Source organism: Phenylobacterium sp. SCN 70-31 (assembly GCF_001724605.1).
GTDB lineage: Bacteria > Pseudomonadota > Alphaproteobacteria > Caulobacterales > Caulobacteraceae > Phenylobacterium.
In genome coordinates, this window is sequence record NZ_MEEX01000037.1 from 54,098 (window position 1) to 74,811 (window position 20,714).

Sequence of the window (20,714 nt, forward strand, 5' to 3'; positions counted from 1 at the left end):
CCGGCCGATCTTTCCGGCGGATCGCCTCATGGGCCGGCCGCACGCCCACGATAGGACGCCAGAAGTCCCTGCCACCATTCCCCGAGGCGCGCCAGAAGCGCGTGATCCGGGAAGCCGTGGCGCGCCGCGCTGTCGGCCGGCACGCGATGGAAGCCGCGATGCTCGACGCTGACGCGGGTCTCGTCGCCCACGGCCTCGAAGCGCACCTCGACCTCGGTGTGAAGGTCGGACGGGAAGCTGGCCTGGCGCCAGGAGAAGACCAGCCGCTCCGGGGGCTCCCAGGCCTGGATCCGGCCGATCTCGAACACCTTGCCGTTCGCCAGCGTCTCGGTCAGTCGCCCGCCCTCCCCCGGCTCGAAGGCCAGCACGCCGGGGGCGCGCGGCGTGGTCTGGAAGAGCCCGCTCGGCCGCCACCAGGCGCCGATCTCCTGCACGAACACCTGGAAGGCCCGGGACGGCGACGCCTTCACGCGCAGGGCGACATAGACCCTGGAGGTCATTCCCCGGAAGCTCCCGAGGCCTCGATGTGGGCCTTGAAGGCGGCGAGCTGGGCGCTCCAGAGCCGCTCGCTCTCCTCGAGCCAGCGCAGCAGATGGACCATGGGTTCGGGCCTCAGGGCGTAGATGCGCACGCGCGCGTCGAACTCGGGATGGGTCTCCTCCACCAGCCCGCTCCGGCGCAGGGTGCGCAGGTGCCGGCTCATGGCCGGCGGCGACAACTCCAGCGCGCGCGCCAGTTCCCCCGCCGCCCGGGGCCGCTCGGCCAGCAGGTCCACGACGCGCCGGCGGTGCGGATCGGCCAGGGCGGCCAGGGTCCGATCCAGCGCCGGGGCCAGGTCTGTGGCCAGATCTCGGGCGGCGGACGTCACGCGGGGCGGTGCGTCGTGCCGGCGCCGTAGGTGATGGCGATGAACCGGCTGGGCTCGGGCACGAGGGCGCGGTGCCAGACCCCCTTCGGCACGACGCAGGTGGCCCCCGGCGCCATCTCCAGACGGCGCTCCCTCCCGGCCTCGTCGAGGATCATGATCATACGGCCCTCGATCAGGACCAACACCTCGTCGCCGCCCGGATGCATCTCCCAGTTGGGCCAGTCCTCCTCGCTGACATAGGCGGAGACCAACGTACTCAGGAGGTCGGGATTGTCGTCCACTGTCTCCCAGAAGCCCGCAACCGGATGCCGGCGGAGCCGGCCCTGGCCGTCCAGGCTGAGGTAGGTGTCCTCAAGGTCCAGCCGCGGCATCAGAGCCAGCCCGTGATCTTCAGGCCGCTGGCGGCCTCGGCCTCCTCGCGACTCACCGCACGAACCGCCTGGGACACGGTCCAGATGTGTCCTTCCGGGTCGCGGCAACGGTAGGTGAGGTCGCCGTAGAACTGCATTTCGGGCTCGGCCAGGATCTCCATGCCCGCCGCCCGGGCGCGTTCGCAGTGGGCGTGGATGTCGGTGTCCGCCTTGATGTGGACCGACTGGGTGACCTTGCGACCGATCGAGGCCGGGCTCTTGTGGTCGTCGCTCCATTCCGAGCCGACCATGATCGCAGCCCCGCCGTACCGCATCTCGGAGTGGGCGAGATTTCCGTCATCGTCCTCGATCAGCATGAACAATTCGAAGCCGAAGGCGGCCTCCAGGAATTTCAGGGCGGCCTTGGGATCTCGGTAGACCACTGCGGAGATCAGGGCGGGCCGCCAGTCGGCGTCAGCGGTCTTGTCTGATTCCGGGACGGCGGCGGGGCGCTGGGGCATGTCGATGTCCTTTCGAGGATCGACAATATTTAACCCATATGACAACTATCTCGTCAAGGCCGTCGCCACGTCGCCGATGTCCCCGTCGTTCGGCTCGGGCGTCACGCCCAGAAGATGGGCCAGGAGCGGATAGACGCTGACGTTGTCGAACGCGGGCAGGATCGTTCCCGGGCGAAAGGCCGGCCCCCCAGCCACGAAGACCGCCGCCATCTCCGGACTCTCCGGATCGAAGCCGTGGTTGCCGCCTTCCGGCCAGCTCGGGCGATAGTCCCGCGTGGTCAGCGACCAGCCCGTCTCGGGCAGGCAGAAGATCGGCGCGACGCGCGGATTACGGCCATATCGGAAGCGTTCGGGAATCTCCGCCTTGCGCCAGCACGCCATGTGGGGATGAGGCTGCAGCAGCGCCGCCTCCACCTCCGCCGTCCGGCCCTCGGCGGGATAGATCGCCATGAAGGCGCCGGCCGCCAGGGTGCGCCACGCCGACCTCGGCAGGACCTCGTCCATGAAGATCCGGCGATCGGGGGCGAGCGGGGCCATGCCGTGATCGGCCACGACGACAAGGTTGGCGACGATCCCCCTCGCCTTCAGGCCCGCGGCCAGCCGGCCGACCTGCGTATCGACCTCGGCCACGGCGGCGATGGTCTCCGGCGCATCCGGCCCGAAGCGGTGACCGGCCGTGTCCACCGTGTCGAAGTAGAGGGTGAGGAACTGCGGGCGTCGGCCAAGCGGCAGATCCAGCAGCGCCAGAAGGTCGTCGACCCGGGCGGCGTTGGGCCGCGACATCTGGAAGGCGCGCCAGTGGGTGGGCCGCACACCTCGGATCTCGGCCTCGGAGCCGGGCCAGTAGACGGGCGCGGTGACGACGCCCGCCTGCTCGGCCGTCACCCAGATCGGCGCGCCCTGGTCCCACCACTTGCGGTCGCCCACGGCCTTGCGGTTCGACATCCGGAAGGTTTCGCCGGGGATCTCCGGATCCTCGAAGGTGTTGTCGACGATTCCGTGCCGGTCGGGCCGCAGGCCGGTGACCAGGGTGTAGTGGTTGGGGAACGTCTTCGACGGGAATGACGGCCGCATGACGCCCTGCACACCGTGCCGGGCCAGGCGCGACAGGTTGGGGGTCGCCTCCCGGTCCAGATAGTCGGGCCGGAAGCCGTCGATGGAGACCAGGATCACCGGCGCCCGTCCGGCCGGCGGCGGCTCCGGCGCCGTGGCGCAGGCCGCGAACGAGAGCGAGACGATTGTGAGGAGGAGCCAGCGGAACATCCCCAAAGCATAGCTCGGGGATGCGACAGGCGCACAAACGCGAAAGGCCCCGGACGCGGACGTCCGGGGCCTTGCCCGAAATCGTTCGATGACGCGGGCTACTCGTCCGCGCCGAAGCCCTGGTCGGCCGTGGGACCGGAGTCCTTGCCTTTTTCCGACGGATCGCGGTCGACGAACTCGATCACGGCCATCGGCGCGTTGTCGCCGTGGCGGAAACCGGCCTTGAGCACGCGGATGTAGCCGCCGTTGCGGTCGGCGTAGCGGGGGCCGAGCACGCCGAACAGCTTGCCGACCTGAGCGACGTCCCGGACCTGGCTGATCGCCTGGCGACGCGCATGCAGGTCGCCGCGCTTGGCCAGGGTCACCAGCTTCTCCACGAAGGGGCGGAGTTCCTTGGCCTTCGGCAGGGTGGTCACGATCTGCTCGTGCTTGATCAGGCTGGCCGACATGTTGGCGAACATGGCGGTGCGGTGGGCGGTCGTACGACCCAGTTTGCGGTGGGCTTTGCCGTGACGCATCTTCAATCTCCTGGGCTCATCGGCCCGCCGGACGCCCGATCGCCTGGGCGTCGCCTAAACCAAGTCCCGGCCTGCTCCCGCCCGGGTCAACACGAAGCGCCGGGGCCCTCCGCCGCTGTTGCGGCTTCGTCGGGCCCGAACCGCCTCCCCGGATGGAGGGGCGACCGGAGTCGGCGCGGAATAGTCCTACATCTGGTCTTCGAACTTCTTCGCCAGCTCTTCGATGTTCTCCGGCGGCCAGTTCGGCACGTCCATGCCGAGGTGAAGGCCCATCCCGGCAAGAACTTCCTTGATCTCGTTCAGCGACTTGCGGCCGAAGTTCGGGGTGCGGAGCATCTCCGCCTCGGTCTTCTGGATCAGGTCGCCGATGTAGACGATGTTGTCGTTCTTCAGGCAGTTGGCCGAACGGACCGACAGCTCCAGCTCGTCCACCTTCTTGAGCAGCGCCGGGTTGAACGGCAGCTCCGGCTTGGCCTCGCCCTCGACCTTCTTCTTCGGCTCTTCGAAGGTGATGAAGATCTGGAGCTGGTCCTGGAGGATGCGCGCGGCGTAGGCCACGGCGTCGACCGGGCTCACGGCGCCGTTCGTCTCGACTTCCATCACGAGCTTGTCGTAGTCGAGCGACTGCCCCTGACGGGTGGGCTCGACGCGGAAGGCGACGCGCTTGACCGGCGAATAGAGGGCGTCGACGGCGATGAGGCCGATCGGGGCGTCCTCGGGACGGTTCATCTCGGCGGCGACATAGCCCTTGCCGGTGTTGACCGTGAACTCCATGCGCACCGTGGCGCCGTCGTCCAGCGTGCAGAGCACGTGGTCGGGGTTCAGGATCTCGATGTCGGACGGGGCCTCGATCTGGCCGGCCGTCACGGCGCCCGGGCCGGTGGCGCGGAGCGTCATGCGCTTCGGCCCTTCGGCGTGCATCCGCAGCGCGAGCTGCTTGATGTTGAGGACGATGTCGACGACGTCCTCACGCACCCCTTCCAGGGACGAGAACTCGTGGACCACGCCATCGATCTGCACCGCGGTCACCGCCGCGCCTTGCAGAGAGGAGAGAAGAACGCGGCGCAGGCTGTTGCCCAGCGTCACGCCGAACCCGCGCTCGAGGGGCTCGGCCACCAGACGCGCCTTGCGGGCGGCGTCGGCGCCGGTCTCGATTTGCGGCTTCTCGGGACGGATAAGCTCGTTCCAGTTTCTTTCGATCACGGGTGTCCCTCGAAAACGCAGGATCGCCGGCCGCAAATCCACGGCCGGCGTAAGGGAATAACAGCTCGAACGGCTAGACGCGCCGGCGCTTGGGCGGGCGGCAGCCGTTGTGCGGAATGGGCGTCACATCCCGGATGGTGGTGATCGTCATGCCCACCGCCTGAAGGGCGCGGAGCGCGGACTCACGGCCCGAGCCGGGCCCCGAGACGTTCACTTCCAGCGTGCGCACACCGTGCTCGGCGGCCTTCCGGCCGGCGTCCTCGGCCGCCATCTGGGCGGCATAGGGCGTCGACTTACGCGAACCCTTGAAGCCCATCAGGCCGGCGCTCGACCAGGAAATGGTGTTCCCCTGGGCGTCGGTGATGGTGATCATGGTGTTGTTGAACGAGGCGTTCACGTGCGCCACGCCCGAAGTAATGTTCTTGCGCTCGCGACGTTTGACGCGCGCCGGTTCCTTGGCCATCGATCAGCTCTCTTACTTCTTCTTGCCGGCGATCGGCTTGGCCGGGCCCTTGCGGGTGCGGGCGTTGGTGTGCGTGCGCTGGCCGCGGACCGGCAGGCCCTTGCGGTGGCGCAGCCCCCGATAGCAGGCGAGGTCCATCAGGCGCTTGATGTTGACCGCCGTCTCGCGGCGCAGGTCGCCCTCGACCAGATAGTCGCGATCGATCGCCTCGCGGATCTGCAGGACTTCCTGGTCGGTGAGTTGATTGACGCGCCGGGCGTCCTCGATGCCGACCTTCTGCACGATCTCCCGGGCTTTCGCCTGACCGATGCCGTGAATGTATTGCAGCGCGATGACGACGCGCTTGTTCGTAGGGATGTTGACGCCAGCGATACGGGCCACGTGAGGTAATCTCCTGGATCTCACGACAGAAGCGCAAACGGCGCCCCGGCCCCTCTCTGCCATAGGCATAGGCCGGCGCGTCCCTCGCGCTCTTTCGCGGAAGCGCTTCGTTATATGGATCGGCGCATCGCCGTCAATGGCGGAAACGCGTAAAAGTGAACGGAAACCTACACGCGGGAAGGGTGTCCTTCACCCGTGGAAAGCCTCCGTCGGTCGCCGGAGCTGCTCTCCGGCGCAGCTGAAGCAAAGCACGGGAGGCCGAATCGCGCAACGCAGGGCCTGATCGAGCGCGTCCGGACTGCCCGGGGGCGTCCCGGGACGGTCAGGGCGGGAGGATGCGATGCGCGTGCTGCTCACCGGCGCGGCAGGGTTCATCGGATCAGCCGTCGCGGCGCGCCTGCGGGCCGACGGCCACCAGGTGGTCGGCGTCACCCGCCGACCGGGCGCGGCGGCGTGGCGGGCGCCGGCCTCGGACTGGATCGCCCTCGACATCGGCCGCGCCGTGCGCCCCGACGACTGGCGACCGCACCTCGAAGGCGTGGACGCGGTCGTCAACTGCGCCGGGGTTCTGCAGGACGGCGGCGCCGACTCCACCATGGCCGTCCACCGGCAAGGGCCGGCCGCGCTGTTCGCCGCCTGCGAGGCGGCCGGCGTGCGCCGCGTGATCCAGATCTCGGCGCTGGGCGCTGCGCCCGACGCCGCCACCGCCTTCCAGCGCACCAAAGGCCAAGGCGACGCCGATCTGATGGCGCGGAATCTGGACTGGATCGTCCTGCGCCCCTCGGTGGTGGTGGGCCGCGCAGCCTATGGCGGCAGCGCCCTGTTCAGAGCGCTGGCCGCCCTTCCCGTCCGGCCACGAGTGGCCGGGGCGGGCTTGTTGCAGATCGTCCAGCTCGACGACCTTGCGCAAACGGTGGCGATCCTTCTGCGCCCCGGCGCCCCCGATCGGATCGTCCTGGACGTCGCCGGGCCGGAGGCCCTGGCGTTCGATACGGTGATCGGCGCCTATCGCCGCTGGCTGGGCTTTCCGTCCGCCGCGACCATCCCGGCCGGGCCGCTGCTGCCCGCCCTCTTCCGCCTGGGTGACCTGGCCGGCTGGCTGGGCTGGCGTCCGCCCGTGCGGACGACCGCGCTGCGGGAGCTGGGCGTGGGCTCCACCGCACAGATCGAGGCCTGGACCGCCGCCACCGGCATCCGACCCACGCCGCTCGCGGACGCGCTGGAATCCGAACCCGCCTCGGTGCAGGAGCGCTGGTTCGCCAACCTCTACCTGACGAAGGCGGCGACGGTCGCGATCCTGGCGCTGTTCTGGATCGCCACCGGCCTGATCACGCTGGGGCCGGCCTGGACCCGCGGCGTCGAGCAGCTCGCGGCGGCGGGCGCCGGCCCCCTTTCCGCCCCGCTCGCCCTGGGGGGCGGGATCGCGGACATCCTGATCGGGATCGGCATCGCCGTCCGCGCCACCTCGCGTGCGGCGCTCTGGTCGGCGCTGGGATTGTCGGCCGCCTATCTGGCCACCGGCACGGTGCTGGCGCCGCATCTGTGGACCGAGCCACTGGGTCCGCTCACGAAGATCGTTCCCGTCATGATGCTGACCGCCGTGGCGCTGGCCATCCTGGAGGACCGATGAGCGCCTTTCTCGTCCTGAAGTTCCTGCACGTGATCGGCGCCGCCGTCCTGCTGGGCACGGGCGCCGGCATCGCCTTCTTCATGCTCATGGCGCACCGGACGCGGGATGCGCGCACGGTCGCCGCGGTCGCGCGCATGGTGGTGATCGCCGACGTCGTGTTCACCGCCACCGCCGTCGTCGCCCAGCCCGTCACCGGCGTGTTGCTGGCCCTGGAAGCCGGCCACCCGCTGACCAGCGGCTGGATCGTGGTGTCGATCGCGCTCTACCTGTGGACCGGCGCCTGGTGGCTGCCCGTCGTCTGGATGCAGGCGCGCATGCGGCGCATCGCCCTTGTGGCCGCCGAAGCAGGGCAGCCCCTGCCCCCGAGCTATCATCGGCTGTTCCGGATGTGGTTCGTGTGCGGCTTTCCCGCCTTCGCCGCGGTGATGACGATCATCTGGCTGATGATCACCCGGCCGGCGCTGGACCTGTTCTGACGTCGCGACGACGGTGAAGCGGAGATCGTCGGAACCACCAAGAGGCGCGAAGGAATACCAACGCACGGCGGGCGGCTTCGCGCCCTGTCACGACCGGACGCCGGTCGTGCGCCTGTCCTTCGGAGATGCTCCAGGAGGCCCGGGACTTCCTACCGCACCGCGTCCATCGCCGCGTCGATGCCGGCGGCGACGGCGTCGATAGCGCCCATGCCGTCCACTTCCACCAGCTTGCCCTGGCCCTGGTAGTACGGCAGCAGCGGCGCGGTCTGGGCGTTGTAGGCCCCCAGGCGAACGCCGAAGCTCTCGGGGTTGTCGTCGGGGCGACCGGACTCCGCGAAACGGCCGGCGATACGCTGCTTCAGCGCCTCGTCGTCAACCTTCAGGCGGATCACCAGATCGATCTGGCTGCCCCGGCCTTTCAGCATGACGTCCAGCGCCTCGGCCTGGGCCAGGGTCCGCGGGAAACCGTCGAAAATGGCGCCGCCCGCCGCCTCGGCTTCGGGCAGACGGCTTTCGATCAGTTCGATGACGATCTCGTCCGACACCAAGTCGCCGCGCTGCATGATGCCTTCGACGCGCTTGCCCAGATCCGAGCCCGACGCGATGGCGGCGCGCAGCATGTCGCCGGTGGACAGCTGGACCATCTTGCGGGTTTCGACCAGGCGCTTGGCCTGTGTGCCCTTCCCCGCCGCCGGCGGTCCAAACAGGATCAGGTTCATCGTAGGTCCCCTCAACGGCGCTCTTGATGGCGCCGTCCCGCAACGTCACCCAAGGCGGGTCGGCCTAACGCCGACCGCCGCCCCGCAGCTTCGACTTCTTGATCAGGCCTTCGTACTGGTGCGCCAGCAGGTGCGACTGGATCTGGGCCACCGTGTCCATCGTCACGCTCACCACGATCAGCAGCGACGTGCCGCCCATGTAGAACTGGGTCCCGGAGAAGCTCATCAGAGCCTCGGGCACGAGGCAGACCAGGGTGATGTAGGCGGCGCCGATCACCGTCAGTCGCGTCATCACGAAGTCGATGTACTCGGCCGTCCGCTTGCCCGGCCGGATGCCCGGGAGGAAGCCGCCGTACTTGCGCAGGTTCTCCGCCGTGTCCTCGGGGTTCATGACGATCGAGGTGTAGAAGAAGCAGAAGAAGACGATCAGGGCGCCGTAAAGCAGCATGAACAGCGGCTGGCCGTGCTGGAGCTGGCCCACCGCGAGCGGCAGCCAGTCGAGCCAGGGGGGCAGGTTCGCGCTCGCCGCAAAGCCCATCACCGTCGCCGGCAGCAGAAGCAGGGACGAGGCGAAGATCGGCGGGATCACCCCCGAGGCGTTGATCTTGAGCGGCAGGAACGAGGTGTCGCCGCCGAACATCCGGTTGCCCACCTGGCGCTTGGGATACTGGACGAGCAGGCGACGCTGCGAGCGCTCCATGAAGACGATCCCGACCGTGATCGCCACGACCAGCAGGATCATGAAGATCAGGGCGCCCGCGCTCATCGAACCGGTGCGCGTCAGTTCGAACGCCTGGAACAGGTACTGCGGCAGCACGGCCACGATGCCGGCGAAGATCAGCAACGAGATGCCGTTGCCCACGCCGCGGCTGGTGATCTGCTCGCCCAGCCACATCAGGAACATGGTGCCGCCCGTCAGCGTCACGACGGTGGAGACGATGAAGAACAGGCCGGGGTTCTCGACCAGGCCCGGGCTCTGCGACAGACCGACGGCGATGCCGAACGACTGGAACACGGCCAGGACCACGGTGAGGTAGCGGGTGTACTGGTTGAGCGTCTTGCGCCCCGCCTCGCCGCCTTCCTTCCGGAGCTTCTCCCAGGGCGGATAGACCGCGCCGAGAAGCTGCACGATGATCGACGCCGAGATGTAGGGCATCACGTTCAGGGCGAAGATGGCCATCCGCTCGACGGCGCCGCCCGAGAACATGTTGAACATGCCCAGGATGCCCTGGGCCTGCCCCTGGAACGCCTGTTGGAAGGCGGCAGGGTCGATCCCCGGAATCGGGATGTAGGTGCCCAGGCGATAGACGATCAGCGCCCAGAGCGTGAACCAGATGCGCTTGTGAAGCTCCGTCGCCTTGCGGAAGGCGTCGAAGTTCAGATTGGCGGCGAGCTGTTCGGCGGCCGAAGCCATTCAGCAGATCCCCTGACTCGGTAATGCCGCTGGGAGATAGGGCGCCCCGGCCCTCTTAGCGAGGGCCGGAGTGTCACAGCGACCTAGGCTTCGTCGGCCTTGGCTTCGACCTTGGTGGTCGTGAGCGAGCCGCCGGCCTTCTCCACGGCCGCTCGGGCCGAGGTGGTGGCGGAATAGACGGTGAGGTTCAGCTTCGACTTCAACTCGCCCTCGCCCAGCAGCTTCACGCCATCCTTCAGGCGACGGATGACACCGGCCTTCAGCAGAGCGTCCGCGTCGATGGCGGCCTTGGCGTCGAGCTTGCCGGCGGCGATCGCCTGCTCGATGCGCCACAGGTTCACCTCGGCGAAGTCCTTGCGATTGCGAGAGTTGAAGCCGCGCTTGGGCATGCGCATGTGCAGCGGCATCTGGCCGCCTTCGAAACCGTGGATCGACACGCCGCTCCGGGCCTTCTGGCCCTTCACGCCGCGGCCGGCGGTCTTGCCCTTGCCCGAGCCCGGGCCACGGCCGACACGCATGCGGTCCTTGGTGGAGCCCTCACGGGGGCTGAGTTCGTTCAGCTTGGTCATCTGTTGCCTCTCCTTGGAGATACGGCGCCGGAGGCGGGCTCCGACTCGGCGTTGAAGATGTGTCCGGCGTCAGAAACGCCGATGGGCGAGGCTCGCGCCCCGCCCGTTCTGGTGCGTGCCTATGGCACGAACCGGATGGCTATTCCACCACCTCGACGAGGTGGGAGACCTTGGCGATCATGCCGCGCACCGACGGCGTGTCCTCAAGTTCGGACACGCGGCCCACGCGGTTCAGGCCCAGACCCACGAGGGTGGCGCGCTGGTCCTTGGTCCGGCGGATCGGGCTGCCGGTCTGGCGAACTTTCACTTTGGCCATGAGCTTAACCTTCCGCGTCGGCGGCCGCAGCCTGAGCCGAGGCGCCGTCCGCGCGGCGGCCGATCACGTCCGAGACCTTCTTGCCGCGCTTGGCCGCCACCTGGCGGGGCGAGGACTGGGCCTTCAGCGCTTCGAACGTCGCGCGCACCATGTTGTAGGGGTTGGACGAGCCGACCGACTTGCCGACGACGTCCTGGACGCCCAGGGTTTCCAGGACCGCGCGCATCGGGCCGCCGGCGATGACGCCGGTGCCGGGAGGCGCCGCACGGACCATCACCTTGCCCGCACCCCAACGGCCATTGCCGTCGTGATGCAGGGTGCGGCTCTCGCGCAACGGAACGCGGACCATCGACTTCTTGGCTTCCTCGGTCGCCTTGCGGATGGCTTCCGGCACTTCGCGCGCCTTGCCGTGACCGAAGCCCACGCGGCCCTTCTGGTCGCCCACCACCATCAGGGCGGCGAACGAGAAGCGGCGGCCACCCTTCACGGTGGCGGCGACGCGGTTGATGTGGACCAGCTTCTCGACGATTTCGCTGTCGCGCTCTTCTTCGGGAGCCCGGTTGCGGCGATCGCCACGCTGTTCGTCTCTGCGAGCCATGATCGATCCTTAGAAGTTCAGGCCGGCTTCGCGCGCGGCGTCCGCCAGGGCCTTGACCCGGCCGTGGTAGAGGTAGCCACCGCGGTCGAAGATGACGTTCGTGACGCCCTTCTCGATCGCGCGCTGGGCCACGAGGGCGCCCACCTTGGCGGCGGCGTCCTTGTCGGAGCCCTTGCCCTTCTTGTCGCCTTCCAGCGACGAGGCGGCGGCCACCGTCACGCCGCGCTCATCGTCGATGACCTGGGCGTAGATGTTCTTCGAAGAACGGAAGACGGACAGGCGCGGGCGGCCGTTCGCCACCGTCCGGAGACGGGTGCGGACACGTTGCGCGCGGCGCAGTGTGGATTCGCGGGGAGTAAGAGCCATGGCTTACTTCTTCTTGCCTTCCTTGCGCCGGACCTTCTCGCCCGCATAGCGCACGCCCTTGCCCTTGTAGGGCTCCGGCGGACGGATGCGACGGATCCGGGCGGCGGTTTCGCCGACCACTTGCTTGTCGATGCCCGAGATCTTGATCTCGGTCTGCTTGGGCGTGGCGAAGGTGATGCCCGCCGGCGGCGGGATATCGACGTCGTGGCTGAAGCCGAGCTGCATCGAGAGCGCCTGGCCCTTCATCGCGGCGCGGTAACCCACGCCGACCAGCTCGAGGGTCTCCTCGTAGCCCTGGGTCACGCCCACGACCATGTTGTTGACCAGGGTGCGCGACAGCCCCCACATCGCCTGGGCGCGGGTGGTGTCCTCGCGCTTGGAGAGCACGAGTTCGCCGCCGTCCTGCTTCACCTCGATCTCTTCGGCGACCGTCCAGGCGAGTTGGCCCTTGGGGCCCTTCACCGTGACCGTCTGACCGTCGATGGTGACCGTGACGCCGCTCGGGACGGCGACCGCCTTCTTTCCGATACGAGACATCTCAGTAGACCCGGCAGAGGACTTCGCCGCCCACATTGGCCTCGCGGGCCGCAGCGTCCGACATGACGCCCTTGGGCGTCGACAGGATCGAGATCCCGAGGCCGTTCTTCACCGGCTTCAGGTCCTTGATCGACGAATAGACGCGACGGCCCGGCTTCGAGACGCGGCTGATCTCGACGATCACCGGAGCGCCGTCGAAGTACTTCAGCTCGATCTCGAACTCGGGGAAGGCGCCGGGCTTTTCCACCAGGTGGTAGCCACGGATGTAACCTTCGTCGAGCAGCACATCGAGGACGCGGGCGCGCATCTTCGAGGCCGGCGTCGAGAGCTTGTTGCGGCCGCGCAGGGCGGCGTTCTTGATGCGGGCGATCAGATCGCCGATGGGGTCATTGACCATTCGACCCTCCCCTTACCAGCTCGACTTGACGAGGCCGGGGATCAGCCCGTGCGAACCCAGTTCGCGCAGGGAGACCCGGCTCATCTTCAGCTTGCGGTAGTAGCCGCGCGGACGGCCCGTGACTTCGCACCGGTTGCGGATGCGGGTCTGGGACGAGTTGCGGGGCAGTTCAGCCAGCTTGAGACGCGCATCGAAGCGCTCCTCGAGCGGCAGGCTCTCGTCGTTGGCGACCGCCTTCAGAGCCTCGCGCCTGGCAGCGTACTGCTTCACGAGCTTCTTCACGCGTTCGTTGCGGTTGACAGCGCTTTTCTTGGCCATGTGCCTGTTCCTTCCCGCCGCTTACGCTTGCGCCTGCACGAACGGGAACTGGAATTCCCGAAGAAGCTCACGCGCTTCGTCGTCGGTCTTCGCAGTGGTCGTGACGATGATGTCCATGCCCCAGATCTGGTCGATCTGGTCATAGTTGATCTCGGGGAACACGATGTGCTCCTTGAGGCCCATGGCGTAGTTGCCGCGACCGTCGAACGACGTCGGCTTCAGGCCACGGAAATCCTTCACGCGCGGCAGGGCGATCGTGATCAGACGGTCGAGGAACTCGTACATCTGATCCTTCCGCAGGGTGACCTTGCAGCCCACCGTCATGCCTTCGCGCAGCTTGAAGCCGGCGATCGACGTGCGGGCCTTGGTGGCCACCGGCTTCTGACCGGCGATCCGCGCCAGATCGGCCATCGCGGACTGGATCTTCTTGGAGTCGGCGACAGCTTCGCCCACGCCCATGTTGATCACGATCTTGTCCAGCTTCGGGATCTGCATCTCGTTGGTGTAGCCGAACTTTTCCTTCAGCTGCCCGCGGATGCGGTTGCGGTACTCGCTCTTGAGCCGCGGTTCGTAAGCCTGATCAGCCATTGATCACCTCGCCGGTCGTCTTGGCGATACGGACCTTCTTGTCGCCCTCGACCTTGAAGCCGACGCGGGTCGGCTTCCCGTTCGAATCGACGATGGCCACGTTCGACAGGTGGATCGACGCTTCCTTGTGCTTGATCCCCCCCTGGGGATCGAACTGGGTGGGACGCGTATGGCGCTGAACCATGTTCAGGCCTTCCACGACCACACGCTCTTCCTTCGGCAGCACCTTCAGGACCGCCCCCTGGCGCCCCTTGTCCTTGCCGGCGAGGACCACGACGCGGTCCCCTTTCCTGATCTTCGCAGCCATCACAGCACCTCGGGCGCGAGAGAAATGACCTTCATGTGGTTCTTGGCGCGGAGCTCGCGCGGAACCGGTCCGAAGATCCGCGTGCCGATCGGCTCGCCTTGCTTGTTGACGATCACGGCCGCGTTCTTGTCGAAGCGGATGACCGAACCGTCCTTGCGCTTGATGCCTTGGCTCGTACGCACGACGATGGCCTGAAGGACGTCGCCCTTCTTTACGCGGCCGCGCGGGATCGCCTCCTTGACGGAGACGACGATGCGGTCGCCGACACCGGCGTAGCGACGCTTCGCGCCACCCAGCACCTTGATGCACATGACCCGGCGGGCGCCGGAGTTGTCGGCGACGTCCAGGTTAGTCTGCATCTGGATCATGGCTTTAGATCCTTACAGTCAGGCTTGGGCCGCACTGCCCTTAGGCAGCACTTCCCAGGTTTTCGTCTTCGACTTGGGCGCGCATTCGATGATGCGGGCGACCTCGCCGGCCTTGTAGGCGTTGGCCTCGTCGTGGGCGTGGTACTTCTTCGACCGACGGACGGTCTTCTTCAGCACCGGATGCAGGAAAGTCCGCTCGACCTTCACCACCACCGTCTTGTCGCCCTTGTCGGAGACGACAACGCCCTCGAGAATTCGCTTCGGCATTCGTCCTATCTCCTCAGGCCTGAGCCTGCTTGCCGCGCAGGACGGTCTTGATGCGCGCGATATCCTTGCGCACCTCGTCCACGCGGTGGGTCTTCTCGAGCTGGCCGGTCGCCTTCTGGAAGCGCAGGTTGAACTGCTCCTTCTTCAGGCTCACGAGCTGCTCGGCGAGCTGGTCGGGGGTGAGGCCCCGGACGTCTTCGATCTTCATCACGCGTGCTCCACGCCAGCGTCGATACGGGTGACGATGCGCGTCTTCACCGGCAGCTTCGCCGCGCCGAGGCGCAGCGCCTCGCGGGCGATTTCGTCCGGCACGCCGTCGATCTCGAACATGATCCGGCCGGGATGGACCCGGGCGGCCCAGAACTCGACCGAGCCCTTGCCCTTGCCCATCCGCACTTCCGCCGGCTTACCGGTGACCGGCACGTCGGGGTAGATGCGGATCCAGACGCGGCCCTGGCGCTTCATCTGGCGGGTGATCGCGCGGCGGGCCGCCTCGATCTGACGCGCGGTGATGCGCTCGGGCTCGACCGACTTCAGGCCGTAGGAGCCGAAGTTCAGGGTGAAGCCGCCCTTCGCCAGGCCGTGGATGCGGCCCTTGAACTGCTTGCGGTACTTGGTTCTCTTCGGAGACAGCATCTCTTCGGATCCTTAGGCGTTCGCCGGTTCGCGGCGATCGCGACGGGGGCCACGGTCCGGACGGTCACGGTCGCGACCGCCACCTTCGCCGGCGGGCCCGCTCTCGCTGGCCAGACGCTTGTCGAGAGCCATCGGGTCGTGGTCGAGGACCTCGCCTTTGAAGACCCAGACCTTCACGCCGATGATGCCGTACGTCGTCTTGGCTTCGGTGAAGCCATAGTCCACGTCGGCCCGCAGGGTGTGCAGCGGCACGCGGCCTTCGCGATACCACTCCATCCGGGCGATTTCCGCGCCGCCGAGGCGACCCGACACGTTGATCCGGACTCCCTTGGCGCCCAGGCGCATCGCCGACTGCATCGAACGCTTCATGGCGCGGCGGAAGGCCACGCGGCGCTCGAGCTGCTGGGCGATATTCTCGGCCACCAGTTGGGCGTCGGTCTCGGGCTTGCGGATCTCGACGATGTTCAGGTGAACCTCGCCGTCCGTCATGGCCGCGACGTCCTTGCGCAGCTTCTCGATGTCCGCGCCCTTCTTGCCGATGATCACGCCGGGGCGCGCGGCATAGATGGTGATGCGGCACTTCTTGTGCGGACGCTCGATGATGATGCGCGACACGCCGGCCTGATACAGGCGCTTCTTCAGCGCGCGCCGGACCTTGATATCTTCGTGTAACAGCCGGCCGTACTCAGGACCATCGGCGAACCAGCGGCTGTCCCAGGTGCGGTTGATGCCGAGGCGCAGCCCGACCGGATTGATTTTCTGACCCATCAGGCGGCCTCACCCACTTCGCGAACCACGATCGTGATCTCGCTGAACGGCTTCTCGATCCGCGACGCACGACCGCGGGCGCGGGCGTGGAAACGCTTCATGACCAGGTTCTTGCCCACGTAGGCCTCGGCCACGACCAGGGAGTCGATGTCGAGGTTGTGGTTGTTCTCGGCGTTGGAGATCGCCGAGTAGAGCGCCTTGCGCACGTCGATGGCGATGCGCCTCGAGCTGAACTCCAGCTCGTTGAGCGCCCGCTGGACCTTCAGGCCGCGGATCGACTGGGCCACGAGGTTGAGCTTGCGGGGGCTGATGCGCAGCGTGCGCACCTTCGCCACCGCTTCGGCGTCCGTGTAACGGCGAGCCTTGGCTTGCTTGCTCATCTTACTTCCTCTTGGCCTTCTTGTCGGCCGCGTGACCGGGGAAGTAGCGGGTGGGCGCGAACTCACCGAGCTTCATCCCGACCATGTCTTCCGAGATCAGCACGGGGACGTGCTTCTGGCCGTTGTGCACGCCGAAGGTCAGGCCGACGAACTGCGGCATGATCGTGGAGCGGCGCGACCAGGTCTTGATCACGTCCTTGCGGCCGGAGCCGGCGGCGGCTTCGGCCTTCTTGAGCAGGTACCCGTCGACGAACGGGCCTTTCCAGACGGAGCGGGTCATGGCTTAGCGAGCCTTCCGAGCATGACGCGAGCGGATGATGAACTTGTCCGTCGCCTTGTTCTTGCGGGTCTTGCGGCCCTTGGTGGGCTGGCCCCACGGGGTGACCGGGTGACGGCCGCCCGAGGTGCGGCCTTCACCGCCGCCGTGCGGGTGGTCGATCGGGTTCATGGCGACACCGCGGACGTGCGGCCGGCGGCCCTTGTGACGCGAACGCCCGGCCTTGCCGAGGTTCTCGTTCATGTGGTCCGGGTTGGAGACCGCACCCACCGTGGCGATGCAGCCGTCCGGCACCATGCGCAGTTCGCCCGAATTCAGGCGGATCTGGGCGTAGCCGGCGTCACGGCCGACGAGCTGGGCGTAGGCGCCCGCCGAACGGGCGATCTGGCCGCCCTTCAGGGGCTTCATCTCCACGTTGTGGATGATGGTGCCGATCGGCATGCCGCGCAGCGGCATGGCGTTGCCCGGCTTCACGTCGGCCTTCTCGGCGGCGATCACGGTGTCGCCGGCCTTGAGGCGTTGCGGAGCCAGGATGTAGGCCAGCTCGCCGTCAGCGTACTTCACCAGCGCGATGAAGGCCGAACGGTTCGGATCGTACTCCAGGCGCTCGACCGTGCCGGGCACGTCGAACTTGCGGCGCTTGAAATCCACGATGCGGTACAGGCGCTTGGCGCCGCCGCCACGGAAGCGGACGGCGACGCGCCCGTTGCCGCCACGACCGCCCGACTTGGTCAGGCCTTCGACGAGCGACTTCTCGGGGCGTCCCTTGTGAAGTTCGGACTTGTCGACCAGCACCAGCTGGCGACGGCCCGGCGACGTCGGGTTGAACTGCTTCAGAGCCATCGGATCAAAGCCCCGTGGTGATGTCGATCGACTGGCCGTCGGCCAGGGTCACGATCGCTTTCTTGACGTCCGAGCGTCGGCCCATGATGCCGCGGAACCGCTTGGTCTTGCCCTTCACGTTGATCGTGTTGACCTTCGTGACGTTGACCTTGAACAGCGCCTCGACCGCGGCGGCGATCTCGTCCTTCGTGGCGTCTTCGGCGACCCGGAACACCACCTTGTTCTGCTCGCTGAGCAGGGTGGCCTTCTCGGTGATCACCGGCGACAGGATGGTGTCGTAATGACGAACGGTGGGTTCGACGGCCATCACGCGGCCTCCTCAGGCTGGAAGCGCGCCTGGATCGCATCGACCGCGTCCTTCGTCAGGACCAAGGTCTTGCGGCGCAGGACGTCGTAGACGTTCAGGCCGGCGTTCGGCAGCACATCCACGTTCGGGATGTTGCGGGCGGCGAGCTTGAAGTTGCCGTCCACTTCGGCGCCGGCGATGACCAGGGCGTTGGTGACGCCCAGCTTGCCGAGCTGATCGCGGAGAGCGGCCGTCTTGGCGTCCTTCAGCGACACGGAGTCCAGGACGACGAGCGCGCCGTCCTTGGCCTTCGCCGACAGAGCGTGCTTCAGCGCCAGGGCCCGGACCTTCTTGGGAAGGTCGAACGCATGGCTGCGAACCACAGGGCCGTGCGCCTTCGCGCCGCCGACGAACTGAGCCGCCCGGCGCGAGCCGTGACGGGCGCCGCCGGTGCCCTTCTGCTTGTACATCTTCTTCGAGGTCCGGGAGACCTCGTTGCGGACCTGGATCTTGTGGGTCCCGGCGCGGCGCTTGGCCAGTTGCCAGGTCACGACGCGCTGGAGGATGTCGCCTCGGATCTCTTCGATGCCGAAGATGTCGTCGGCCAGCTCGATCGAGCCGCCCTTCCCGCCGTCGAGCTTGATGACGTCGAGTTTCATTACGCTTGGTCCCCAGCTTCGGCGGCCGCGGCCTCTTCGGCCGGCGCTTCCGTCACGGCCGGCTCTTCGGCGGCGACGGGCTGGCCGGCGCTCCTGAAGGCGCCCGGTTTCGGCGCATCGGCCGGCAGGGCCGACTTCACCGCATCGCGGATCTTGACGAACGATCCTTCCGAGCCAGGGACGGCGCCCTTGACCAGGATCAGGCCACGCTCGGCGTCCACGCGCCAGACGGTCAGGTTCAGGGTGGTGACGGTTTCCTGGCCGAGATGGCCAGCCATCTTCTTGCCCGGGAAGGTCCGGCCCGGGTCCTGGCGGTTGCCGGTCGAACCGTGCGAGCGGTGCGACACCGACACACCGTGCGTCGCGCGCAGGCCACCGAAATTCCAGCGCTTCATCGCGCCGGCGAAGCCCTTACCCACCGTGGAGCCGGTGATGTCGATCTTCTGCCCCGGGACGAAGTGGTCGGCGGTGATCTCCGCGCCCACGTCGATGAGGTTGTCTTCGGACACCCGGAACTCGACGACCTTGGCCTTGGGTTCGACCTCGCCTTTGGCGAAGTGACCACGCAGAGCCTTGGTGGTGTTCTTGGCCTTCTTCTTCCCCGCGCCGAGCTGGAGGGCCACGTAGCCATCCTTTTCGGTCGTGCGGTGAGCGACGACCTGGCAGCCTTCCAGGCTGAGGACCGTCACGGGTACGTGGGCGCCCGCGTCGTCGAAGAAACGCGCCATGCCCAGCTTCTTGGCGATCACGCCGGTTCGCATCGGACCGATCCCCTTAGAGCTTGATCTCGACGTCCACGCCGGCGGACAGGTCGAGCTTCATCAGCGCGTCCACGGTCTGCGGGGTGGGGTCGACGATGTCGAGCACGCGCTTGTGCGTGCGGATTTCGAACTGCTCGCGCGACTTCTTGTCGATGTGCGGCGAGCGGTTGACGGTGAACTTCTCGATGCGCGTCGGCAGCGGGATGGGTCCGCGCACGGCGGCTCCGGTCCTCTTGGCCGTATTCACGATCTCGCGGGTGGAATGGTCCAGCACGCGGTGATCGAAGGCTTTCAGCCTGATGCGAATGTTTTGAGCCATATCGCTCTTACGTTTCCCTACAGACGGCGGGCGCCCGCGTGATCTCGACCATTTCAAAGACCAGCCCGAACCCACCGAGGTGAGCCCGTACGCGAAAGTCCGCACAAACGAATTAGGCCCGCGCGAAACCCCGCGAGGGCCTCATCCCGAAACGCTTTGGTGTAAGCACTCTCAGGTCGTTCCGCGGGCCGCGTCTGCGCTTCGGATCGCTCCGAAGCACACAGCCGGTCCAACAGGAGGCGCGCTAATAGCCCTGCGACTCGGCGGCGTCAAGGGCTGCGGCCCGGTCAGCGCCCCACGCGCACCGAGCCCGAGCCCAGGACGGTCTTCGTCACCTCGCCCTTCACCTCGGCCGCCCGGACGTCCCCCGAGCCGGTGATGCGGGCGCGGAGCGTCTCGGCGCTGCCGTCGAACTCCACATCGCCCGACCCCGCTACGGACACCGTCATAGCGGTGACATGGCCACCGCCGATGTCGACGTCGCCCGAGCCCACGATCATGACGTCGAGAGGCCCGGAGAGCGAGCGAACGGCGGCCGAGCCCGAACCGGCGACGGTGACATCGAGACCCCCGCGCACCTCGGCCGCGGCGAGGTCGCCCGAGCCGGCGACGCGCACCTTCAATGTCCCGCTGGACCCCATCCGCGCGCCGCCCGACCCGGCCTGGCTGATCGCGGCGTCCCCCTCGACATTGGCCACCGTCCAGTCGCCGCAGCCCGCGTTGCCCAGCTTCAGGCTGGCCGAACGGCCGATCGAGCCATAGACAGCGCCGTTCGCGGTCAGGTCCACGTTGCGTGGGGTGCGGATGACGACCTCGGGAATCTGGGACCAGCCCACGGCGCCCAGCCCCTGAACCGTCACCTGGGAGGATTGGCCCGACCCGCGGCATCCACGGATCCGGCGGCCCAGATCGCCGTCCACGACGGTCTGGCCGCCCAGGGTCCGGACGCTGAGCGGCAGTCTGGGATTGGGCTGGGCGATCTCGACGCGCACGTCCCGGCGATCTTCCGGGATGACCGTGACGCGGGCGACGGCGTCCTTGATCTCTACCGAGACGGCCTGGGCCGAAGCCGGCGTCGAGACGGCGGCGAAGATGGCGGCGGATGCGCTCAGCAGGGCGGCGAGGCGGATGGTCATGGCGTTCCCCGGAAGTTTCGAAGGGAAGCTAGGCCCCTGCCCGGCCGGCGGCAGCTTAAATCGCCGTCATGAGCCCTTTGTCATGGACGCCGGTGTCATGGACGCCGGGAGTTTGAATCGAAAGGGCCGCCTGCGTGAGCGGGCGGCCCTTCGCTTGGGTGTTCGAGTGGGCGCAGGGCCTACTTGATGATCTTCGTCACCACGCCCGAACC

35 protein-coding genes are annotated in these 20,714 nt (G+C 67.6%); 2 read left to right on the forward strand and 33 right to left on the reverse strand.

All coding sequences use genetic code 11. From position 1 onward, the window contains the following. Window positions 1-26: 26 nt before the first annotated feature. From ABS78_RS21015 to rpsM, 9 genes are all read right to left on the reverse strand, one after another. Window positions 27-500, reverse strand: coding sequence for an SRPBCC family protein (locus ABS78_RS21015; RefSeq protein WP_293384137.1), 474 nt, complete (start codon window positions 498-500; stop codon window positions 27-29). After that, a complete protein-coding gene (locus ABS78_RS21020; RefSeq protein ID WP_293384234.1) occupies window positions 497-835 on the reverse strand; it encodes a metalloregulator ArsR/SmtB family transcription factor in 339 nt (112 codons plus the stop codon). Before ABS78_RS21020 ends, ABS78_RS21015 begins: the two co-directional genes overlap by 4 nt. Window positions 836-864: 29 nt before the next feature. After that, window positions 865-1,239 carry a cupin domain-containing protein gene (locus ABS78_RS21025; RefSeq protein ID WP_293384140.1) on the reverse strand — a complete coding sequence of 125 codons (375 nt, stop codon included), beginning with the start codon at window positions 1,237-1,239 and terminating at the stop codon, window positions 865-867. Further along, a complete protein-coding gene (locus ABS78_RS21030; protein WP_293384143.1) occupies window positions 1,239-1,739 on the reverse strand; it encodes a VOC family protein in 501 nt (166 codons plus the stop codon). Before ABS78_RS21030 ends, ABS78_RS21025 begins: the two co-directional genes overlap by 1 nt. A gap of 45 nt (window positions 1,740-1,784) precedes the next feature. Further along, on the reverse strand, window positions 1,785-3,002 hold the full coding sequence (locus ABS78_RS21035; protein ID WP_293384146.1) for an ectonucleotide pyrophosphatase/phosphodiesterase: 1,218 nt from the start codon (window positions 3,000-3,002) through the stop codon (window positions 1,785-1,787). Between the two features lie 98 nt (window positions 3,003-3,100). After that, window positions 3,101-3,520 carry a 50S ribosomal protein L17 gene (rplQ, locus tag ABS78_RS21040; RefSeq protein WP_293384149.1) on the reverse strand — a complete coding sequence of 140 codons (420 nt, stop codon included), beginning with the start codon at window positions 3,518-3,520 and terminating at the stop codon, window positions 3,101-3,103. A gap of 186 nt (window positions 3,521-3,706) precedes the next feature. Continuing rightward, complete coding sequence (locus ABS78_RS21045; protein ID WP_293384152.1) at window positions 3,707-4,723, reverse strand: DNA-directed RNA polymerase subunit alpha; 1,017 nt, start codon at window positions 4,721-4,723, stop codon at window positions 3,707-3,709. Between the two features lie 73 nt (window positions 4,724-4,796). Next, entirely contained in the window at window positions 4,797-5,186 is a 390-nt protein-coding gene (rpsK, locus tag ABS78_RS21050; protein WP_293353380.1) for a 30S ribosomal protein S11, read from the reverse strand. Between the two features lie 12 nt (window positions 5,187-5,198). Continuing rightward, window positions 5,199-5,567, reverse strand: coding sequence for a 30S ribosomal protein S13 (gene rpsM, locus ABS78_RS21055; RefSeq protein ID WP_293384155.1), 369 nt, complete (start codon window positions 5,565-5,567; stop codon window positions 5,199-5,201). A gap of 340 nt (window positions 5,568-5,907) precedes the next feature. On the opposite strand from rpsM, the gene ABS78_RS21060 reads away from it, so the two are divergent. Together ABS78_RS21060 and ABS78_RS21065 are read left to right on the forward strand one after the other, a co-directional pair. Then, a complete protein-coding gene (locus tag ABS78_RS21060; RefSeq protein WP_293384158.1) occupies window positions 5,908-7,197 on the forward strand; it encodes an SDR family oxidoreductase in 1,290 nt (429 codons plus the stop codon). After that, a complete protein-coding gene (locus tag ABS78_RS21065; protein WP_293384161.1) occupies window positions 7,194-7,673 on the forward strand; it encodes a DUF2269 domain-containing protein in 480 nt (159 codons plus the stop codon). The genes ABS78_RS21060 and ABS78_RS21065 overlap by 4 nt, the downstream gene beginning before the upstream one ends. Before the next feature lie 149 nt (window positions 7,674-7,822). Here the strand turns inward: ABS78_RS21065 and ABS78_RS21070 are convergent, their stop codons facing one another. The 24 genes from ABS78_RS21070 to ABS78_RS21185 all read right to left on the reverse strand — a co-directional run bounded on the left by ABS78_RS21070 (window position 7,823) and on the right by ABS78_RS21185 (window position 20,502). Further along, window positions 7,823-8,392, reverse strand: a complete 570-nt coding sequence (locus ABS78_RS21070) for an adenylate kinase (protein WP_293384164.1) — start codon at window positions 8,390-8,392, stop codon at window positions 7,823-7,825. A gap of 64 nt (window positions 8,393-8,456) precedes the next feature. Beyond that, the gene (secY, locus tag ABS78_RS21075) at window positions 8,457-9,806 is read right to left on the reverse strand and encodes a preprotein translocase subunit SecY (protein WP_293384166.1); all 1,350 of its coding nucleotides are present in this window, start codon (window positions 9,804-9,806) and stop codon (window positions 8,457-8,459) included. Window positions 9,807-9,889: 83 nt separating this feature from the next. Then, window positions 9,890-10,375, reverse strand: a complete 486-nt coding sequence (gene rplO / locus ABS78_RS21080) for a 50S ribosomal protein L15 (protein WP_293384169.1) — start codon at window positions 10,373-10,375, stop codon at window positions 9,890-9,892. Between the two features lie 139 nt (window positions 10,376-10,514). Continuing rightward, window positions 10,515-10,691 carry a 50S ribosomal protein L30 gene (gene rpmD / locus ABS78_RS21085; RefSeq protein WP_293384171.1) on the reverse strand — a complete coding sequence of 59 codons (177 nt, stop codon included), beginning with the start codon at window positions 10,689-10,691 and terminating at the stop codon, window positions 10,515-10,517. Between the two features lie 4 nt (window positions 10,692-10,695). Continuing rightward, window positions 10,696-11,289 carry a 30S ribosomal protein S5 gene (gene rpsE / locus ABS78_RS21090; protein ID WP_293384174.1) on the reverse strand — a complete coding sequence of 198 codons (594 nt, stop codon included), beginning with the start codon at window positions 11,287-11,289 and terminating at the stop codon, window positions 10,696-10,698. 9 nt (window positions 11,290-11,298) lie between these two features. Beyond that, window positions 11,299-11,655: a 50S ribosomal protein L18 gene (rplR, locus tag ABS78_RS21095; protein WP_293384178.1), complete on the reverse strand. Its 357-nt coding sequence runs from the start codon at window positions 11,653-11,655 to the stop codon at window positions 11,299-11,301. A gap of 3 nt (window positions 11,656-11,658) precedes the next feature. Next, window positions 11,659-12,192, reverse strand: coding sequence for a 50S ribosomal protein L6 (rplF, locus tag ABS78_RS21100; RefSeq protein WP_293384181.1), 534 nt, complete (start codon window positions 12,190-12,192; stop codon window positions 11,659-11,661). 1 nt (window position 12,193) lies between these two features. Next, window positions 12,194-12,589, reverse strand: coding sequence for a 30S ribosomal protein S8 (gene rpsH / locus ABS78_RS21105; protein ID WP_293384184.1), 396 nt, complete (start codon window positions 12,587-12,589; stop codon window positions 12,194-12,196). 12 nt (window positions 12,590-12,601) lie between these two features. Next, window positions 12,602-12,907: a 30S ribosomal protein S14 gene (gene rpsN / locus ABS78_RS21110; protein WP_293384187.1), complete on the reverse strand. Its 306-nt coding sequence runs from the start codon at window positions 12,905-12,907 to the stop codon at window positions 12,602-12,604. Window positions 12,908-12,928: 21 nt separating this feature from the next. Continuing rightward, window positions 12,929-13,495, reverse strand: coding sequence for a 50S ribosomal protein L5 (gene rplE, locus ABS78_RS21115; protein WP_293384190.1), 567 nt, complete (start codon window positions 13,493-13,495; stop codon window positions 12,929-12,931). Beyond that, window positions 13,488-13,802 carry a 50S ribosomal protein L24 gene (gene rplX / locus ABS78_RS21120; protein WP_293384193.1) on the reverse strand — a complete coding sequence of 105 codons (315 nt, stop codon included), beginning with the start codon at window positions 13,800-13,802 and terminating at the stop codon, window positions 13,488-13,490. The genes rplE and rplX overlap by 8 nt, the downstream gene beginning before the upstream one ends. Then, complete coding sequence (gene rplN, locus ABS78_RS21125; RefSeq protein ID WP_293384196.1) at window positions 13,802-14,170, reverse strand: 50S ribosomal protein L14; 369 nt, start codon at window positions 14,168-14,170, stop codon at window positions 13,802-13,804. Before rplN ends, rplX begins: the two co-directional genes overlap by 1 nt. An 18-nt stretch (window positions 14,171-14,188) precedes the next feature. Further along, the gene (gene rpsQ, locus ABS78_RS21130; RefSeq protein ID WP_293384199.1) at window positions 14,189-14,437 is read right to left on the reverse strand and encodes a 30S ribosomal protein S17; all 249 of its coding nucleotides are present in this window, start codon (window positions 14,435-14,437) and stop codon (window positions 14,189-14,191) included. Window positions 14,438-14,450: 13 nt separating this feature from the next. Continuing rightward, window positions 14,451-14,645 carry a 50S ribosomal protein L29 gene (rpmC, locus tag ABS78_RS21135; protein ID WP_293384202.1) on the reverse strand — a complete coding sequence of 65 codons (195 nt, stop codon included), beginning with the start codon at window positions 14,643-14,645 and terminating at the stop codon, window positions 14,451-14,453. Continuing rightward, window positions 14,645-15,073 carry a 50S ribosomal protein L16 gene (gene rplP / locus ABS78_RS21140; protein ID WP_293384206.1) on the reverse strand — a complete coding sequence of 143 codons (429 nt, stop codon included), beginning with the start codon at window positions 15,071-15,073 and terminating at the stop codon, window positions 14,645-14,647. The genes rpmC and rplP overlap by 1 nt, the downstream gene beginning before the upstream one ends. 12 nt (window positions 15,074-15,085) lie before the next feature. Beyond that, window positions 15,086-15,841, reverse strand: coding sequence for a 30S ribosomal protein S3 (gene rpsC / locus ABS78_RS21145; RefSeq protein ID WP_293384209.1), 756 nt, complete (start codon window positions 15,839-15,841; stop codon window positions 15,086-15,088). Next, the gene (gene rplV / locus ABS78_RS21150; protein ID WP_293384212.1) at window positions 15,841-16,221 is read right to left on the reverse strand and encodes a 50S ribosomal protein L22; all 381 of its coding nucleotides are present in this window, start codon (window positions 16,219-16,221) and stop codon (window positions 15,841-15,843) included. The genes rpsC and rplV overlap by 1 nt, the downstream gene beginning before the upstream one ends. A gap of 1 nt (window position 16,222) precedes the next feature. Continuing rightward, window positions 16,223-16,501 (reverse strand): 30S ribosomal protein S19, encoded by a 279-nt coding sequence (gene rpsS, locus ABS78_RS21155; protein ID WP_293384215.1) that lies wholly within the window; start codon window positions 16,499-16,501, stop codon window positions 16,223-16,225. Between the two features lie 3 nt (window positions 16,502-16,504). Continuing rightward, entirely contained in the window at window positions 16,505-17,341 is an 837-nt protein-coding gene (rplB, locus tag ABS78_RS21160) for a 50S ribosomal protein L2 (protein ID WP_293384218.1), read from the reverse strand. 4 nt (window positions 17,342-17,345) lie between these two features. Next, window positions 17,346-17,648 carry a 50S ribosomal protein L23 gene (locus tag ABS78_RS21165; RefSeq protein WP_293384220.1) on the reverse strand — a complete coding sequence of 101 codons (303 nt, stop codon included), beginning with the start codon at window positions 17,646-17,648 and terminating at the stop codon, window positions 17,346-17,348. Continuing rightward, on the reverse strand, window positions 17,648-18,286 hold the full coding sequence (gene rplD / locus ABS78_RS21170; protein ID WP_293384223.1) for a 50S ribosomal protein L4: 639 nt from the start codon (window positions 18,284-18,286) through the stop codon (window positions 17,648-17,650). Before rplD ends, ABS78_RS21165 begins: the two co-directional genes overlap by 1 nt. After that, the gene (rplC, locus tag ABS78_RS21175) at window positions 18,286-19,047 is read right to left on the reverse strand and encodes a 50S ribosomal protein L3 (RefSeq protein ID WP_293384225.1); all 762 of its coding nucleotides are present in this window, start codon (window positions 19,045-19,047) and stop codon (window positions 18,286-18,288) included. Before rplC ends, rplD begins: the two co-directional genes overlap by 1 nt. Window positions 19,048-19,060: 13 nt before the next feature. Continuing rightward, window positions 19,061-19,366, reverse strand: a complete 306-nt coding sequence (gene rpsJ / locus ABS78_RS21180) for a 30S ribosomal protein S10 (RefSeq protein WP_068876686.1) — start codon at window positions 19,364-19,366, stop codon at window positions 19,061-19,063. Between the two features lie 287 nt (window positions 19,367-19,653). Further along, window positions 19,654-20,502, reverse strand: a complete 849-nt coding sequence (locus tag ABS78_RS21185) for a DUF2807 domain-containing protein (protein WP_293384228.1) — start codon at window positions 20,500-20,502, stop codon at window positions 19,654-19,656. Between the last annotated feature and the right edge of the window lie 212 nt (window positions 20,503-20,714).

Coding starts and splice junctions, on each gene's coding strand:
- ABS78_RS21015 (WP_293384137.1), bottom strand. CDS start 500: ATGACCTCCAGGGTCTATGTCGCCCTGCGCGTGAAGGCGTCGCCGTCC.
- ABS78_RS21025 (WP_293384140.1), bottom strand. CDS start 1,239: ATGCCGCGGCTGGACCTTGAGGACACCTACCTCAGCCTGGACGGCCAG.
- ABS78_RS21030 (WP_293384143.1), bottom strand. CDS start 1,739: ATGCCCCAGCGCCCCGCCGCCGTCCCGGAATCAGACAAGACCGCTGAC.
- ABS78_RS21035 (WP_293384146.1), bottom strand. CDS start 3,002: ATGTTCCGCTGGCTCCTCCTCACAATCGTCTCGCTCTCGTTCGCGGCC.
- rplQ (WP_293384149.1), bottom strand. CDS start 3,520: ATGCGTCACGGCAAAGCCCACCGCAAACTGGGTCGTACGACCGCCCAC.
- rpsK (WP_293353380.1), bottom strand. CDS start 5,186: ATGGCCAAGGAACCGGCGCGCGTCAAACGTCGCGAGCGCAAGAACATT.
- ABS78_RS21060 (WP_293384158.1), top strand. CDS start 5,908: ATGCGCGTGCTGCTCACCGGCGCGGCAGGGTTCATCGGATCAGCCGTC.
- ABS78_RS21065 (WP_293384161.1), top strand. CDS start 7,194: ATGAGCGCCTTTCTCGTCCTGAAGTTCCTGCACGTGATCGGCGCCGCC.
- ABS78_RS21070 (WP_293384164.1), bottom strand. CDS start 8,392: ATGAACCTGATCCTGTTTGGACCGCCGGCGGCGGGGAAGGGCACACAG.
- secY (WP_293384166.1), bottom strand. CDS start 9,806: ATGGCTTCGGCCGCCGAACAGCTCGCCGCCAATCTGAACTTCGACGCC.
- rplO (WP_293384169.1), bottom strand. CDS start 10,375: ATGACCAAGCTGAACGAACTCAGCCCCCGTGAGGGCTCCACCAAGGAC.
- rpmD (WP_293384171.1), bottom strand. CDS start 10,691: ATGGCCAAAGTGAAAGTTCGCCAGACCGGCAGCCCGATCCGCCGGACC.
- rpsE (WP_293384174.1), bottom strand. CDS start 11,289: ATGGCTCGCAGAGACGAACAGCGTGGCGATCGCCGCAACCGGGCTCCC.
- rplR (WP_293384178.1), bottom strand. CDS start 11,655: ATGGCTCTTACTCCCCGCGAATCCACACTGCGCCGCGCGCAACGTGTC.
- rplF (WP_293384181.1), bottom strand. CDS start 12,192: ATGTCTCGTATCGGAAAGAAGGCGGTCGCCGTCCCGAGCGGCGTCACG.
- rpsH (WP_293384184.1), bottom strand. CDS start 12,589: ATGGTCAATGACCCCATCGGCGATCTGATCGCCCGCATCAAGAACGCC.
- rpsN (WP_293384187.1), bottom strand. CDS start 12,907: ATGGCCAAGAAAAGCGCTGTCAACCGCAACGAACGCGTGAAGAAGCTC.
- rplE (WP_293384190.1), bottom strand. CDS start 13,495: ATGGCTGATCAGGCTTACGAACCGCGGCTCAAGAGCGAGTACCGCAAC.
- rplX (WP_293384193.1), bottom strand. CDS start 13,802: ATGGCTGCGAAGATCAGGAAAGGGGACCGCGTCGTGGTCCTCGCCGGC.
- rplN (WP_293384196.1), bottom strand. CDS start 14,170: ATGATCCAGATGCAGACTAACCTGGACGTCGCCGACAACTCCGGCGCC.
- rpsQ (WP_293384199.1), bottom strand. CDS start 14,437: ATGCCGAAGCGAATTCTCGAGGGCGTTGTCGTCTCCGACAAGGGCGAC.
- rpmC (WP_293384202.1), bottom strand. CDS start 14,645: ATGAAGATCGAAGACGTCCGGGGCCTCACCCCCGACCAGCTCGCCGAG.
- rplP (WP_293384206.1), bottom strand. CDS start 15,073: ATGCTGTCTCCGAAGAGAACCAAGTACCGCAAGCAGTTCAAGGGCCGC.
- rpsC (WP_293384209.1), bottom strand. CDS start 15,841: ATGGGTCAGAAAATCAATCCGGTCGGGCTGCGCCTCGGCATCAACCGC.
- rplV (WP_293384212.1), bottom strand. CDS start 16,221: ATGAGCAAGCAAGCCAAGGCTCGCCGTTACACGGACGCCGAAGCGGTG.
- rpsS (WP_293384215.1), bottom strand. CDS start 16,501: ATGACCCGCTCCGTCTGGAAAGGCCCGTTCGTCGACGGGTACCTGCTC.
- rplB (WP_293384218.1), bottom strand. CDS start 17,341: ATGGCTCTGAAGCAGTTCAACCCGACGTCGCCGGGCCGTCGCCAGCTG.
- ABS78_RS21165 (WP_293384220.1), bottom strand. CDS start 17,648: ATGGCCGTCGAACCCACCGTTCGTCATTACGACACCATCCTGTCGCCG.
- rplD (WP_293384223.1), bottom strand. CDS start 18,286: ATGAAACTCGACGTCATCAAGCTCGACGGCGGGAAGGGCGGCTCGATC.
- rplC (WP_293384225.1), bottom strand. CDS start 19,047: ATGCGAACCGGCGTGATCGCCAAGAAGCTGGGCATGGCGCGTTTCTTC.
- rpsJ (WP_068876686.1), bottom strand. CDS start 19,366: ATGGCTCAAAACATTCGCATCAGGCTGAAAGCCTTCGATCACCGCGTG.
- ABS78_RS21185 (WP_293384228.1), bottom strand. CDS start 20,502: ATGACCATCCGCCTCGCCGCCCTGCTGAGCGCATCCGCCGCCATCTTC.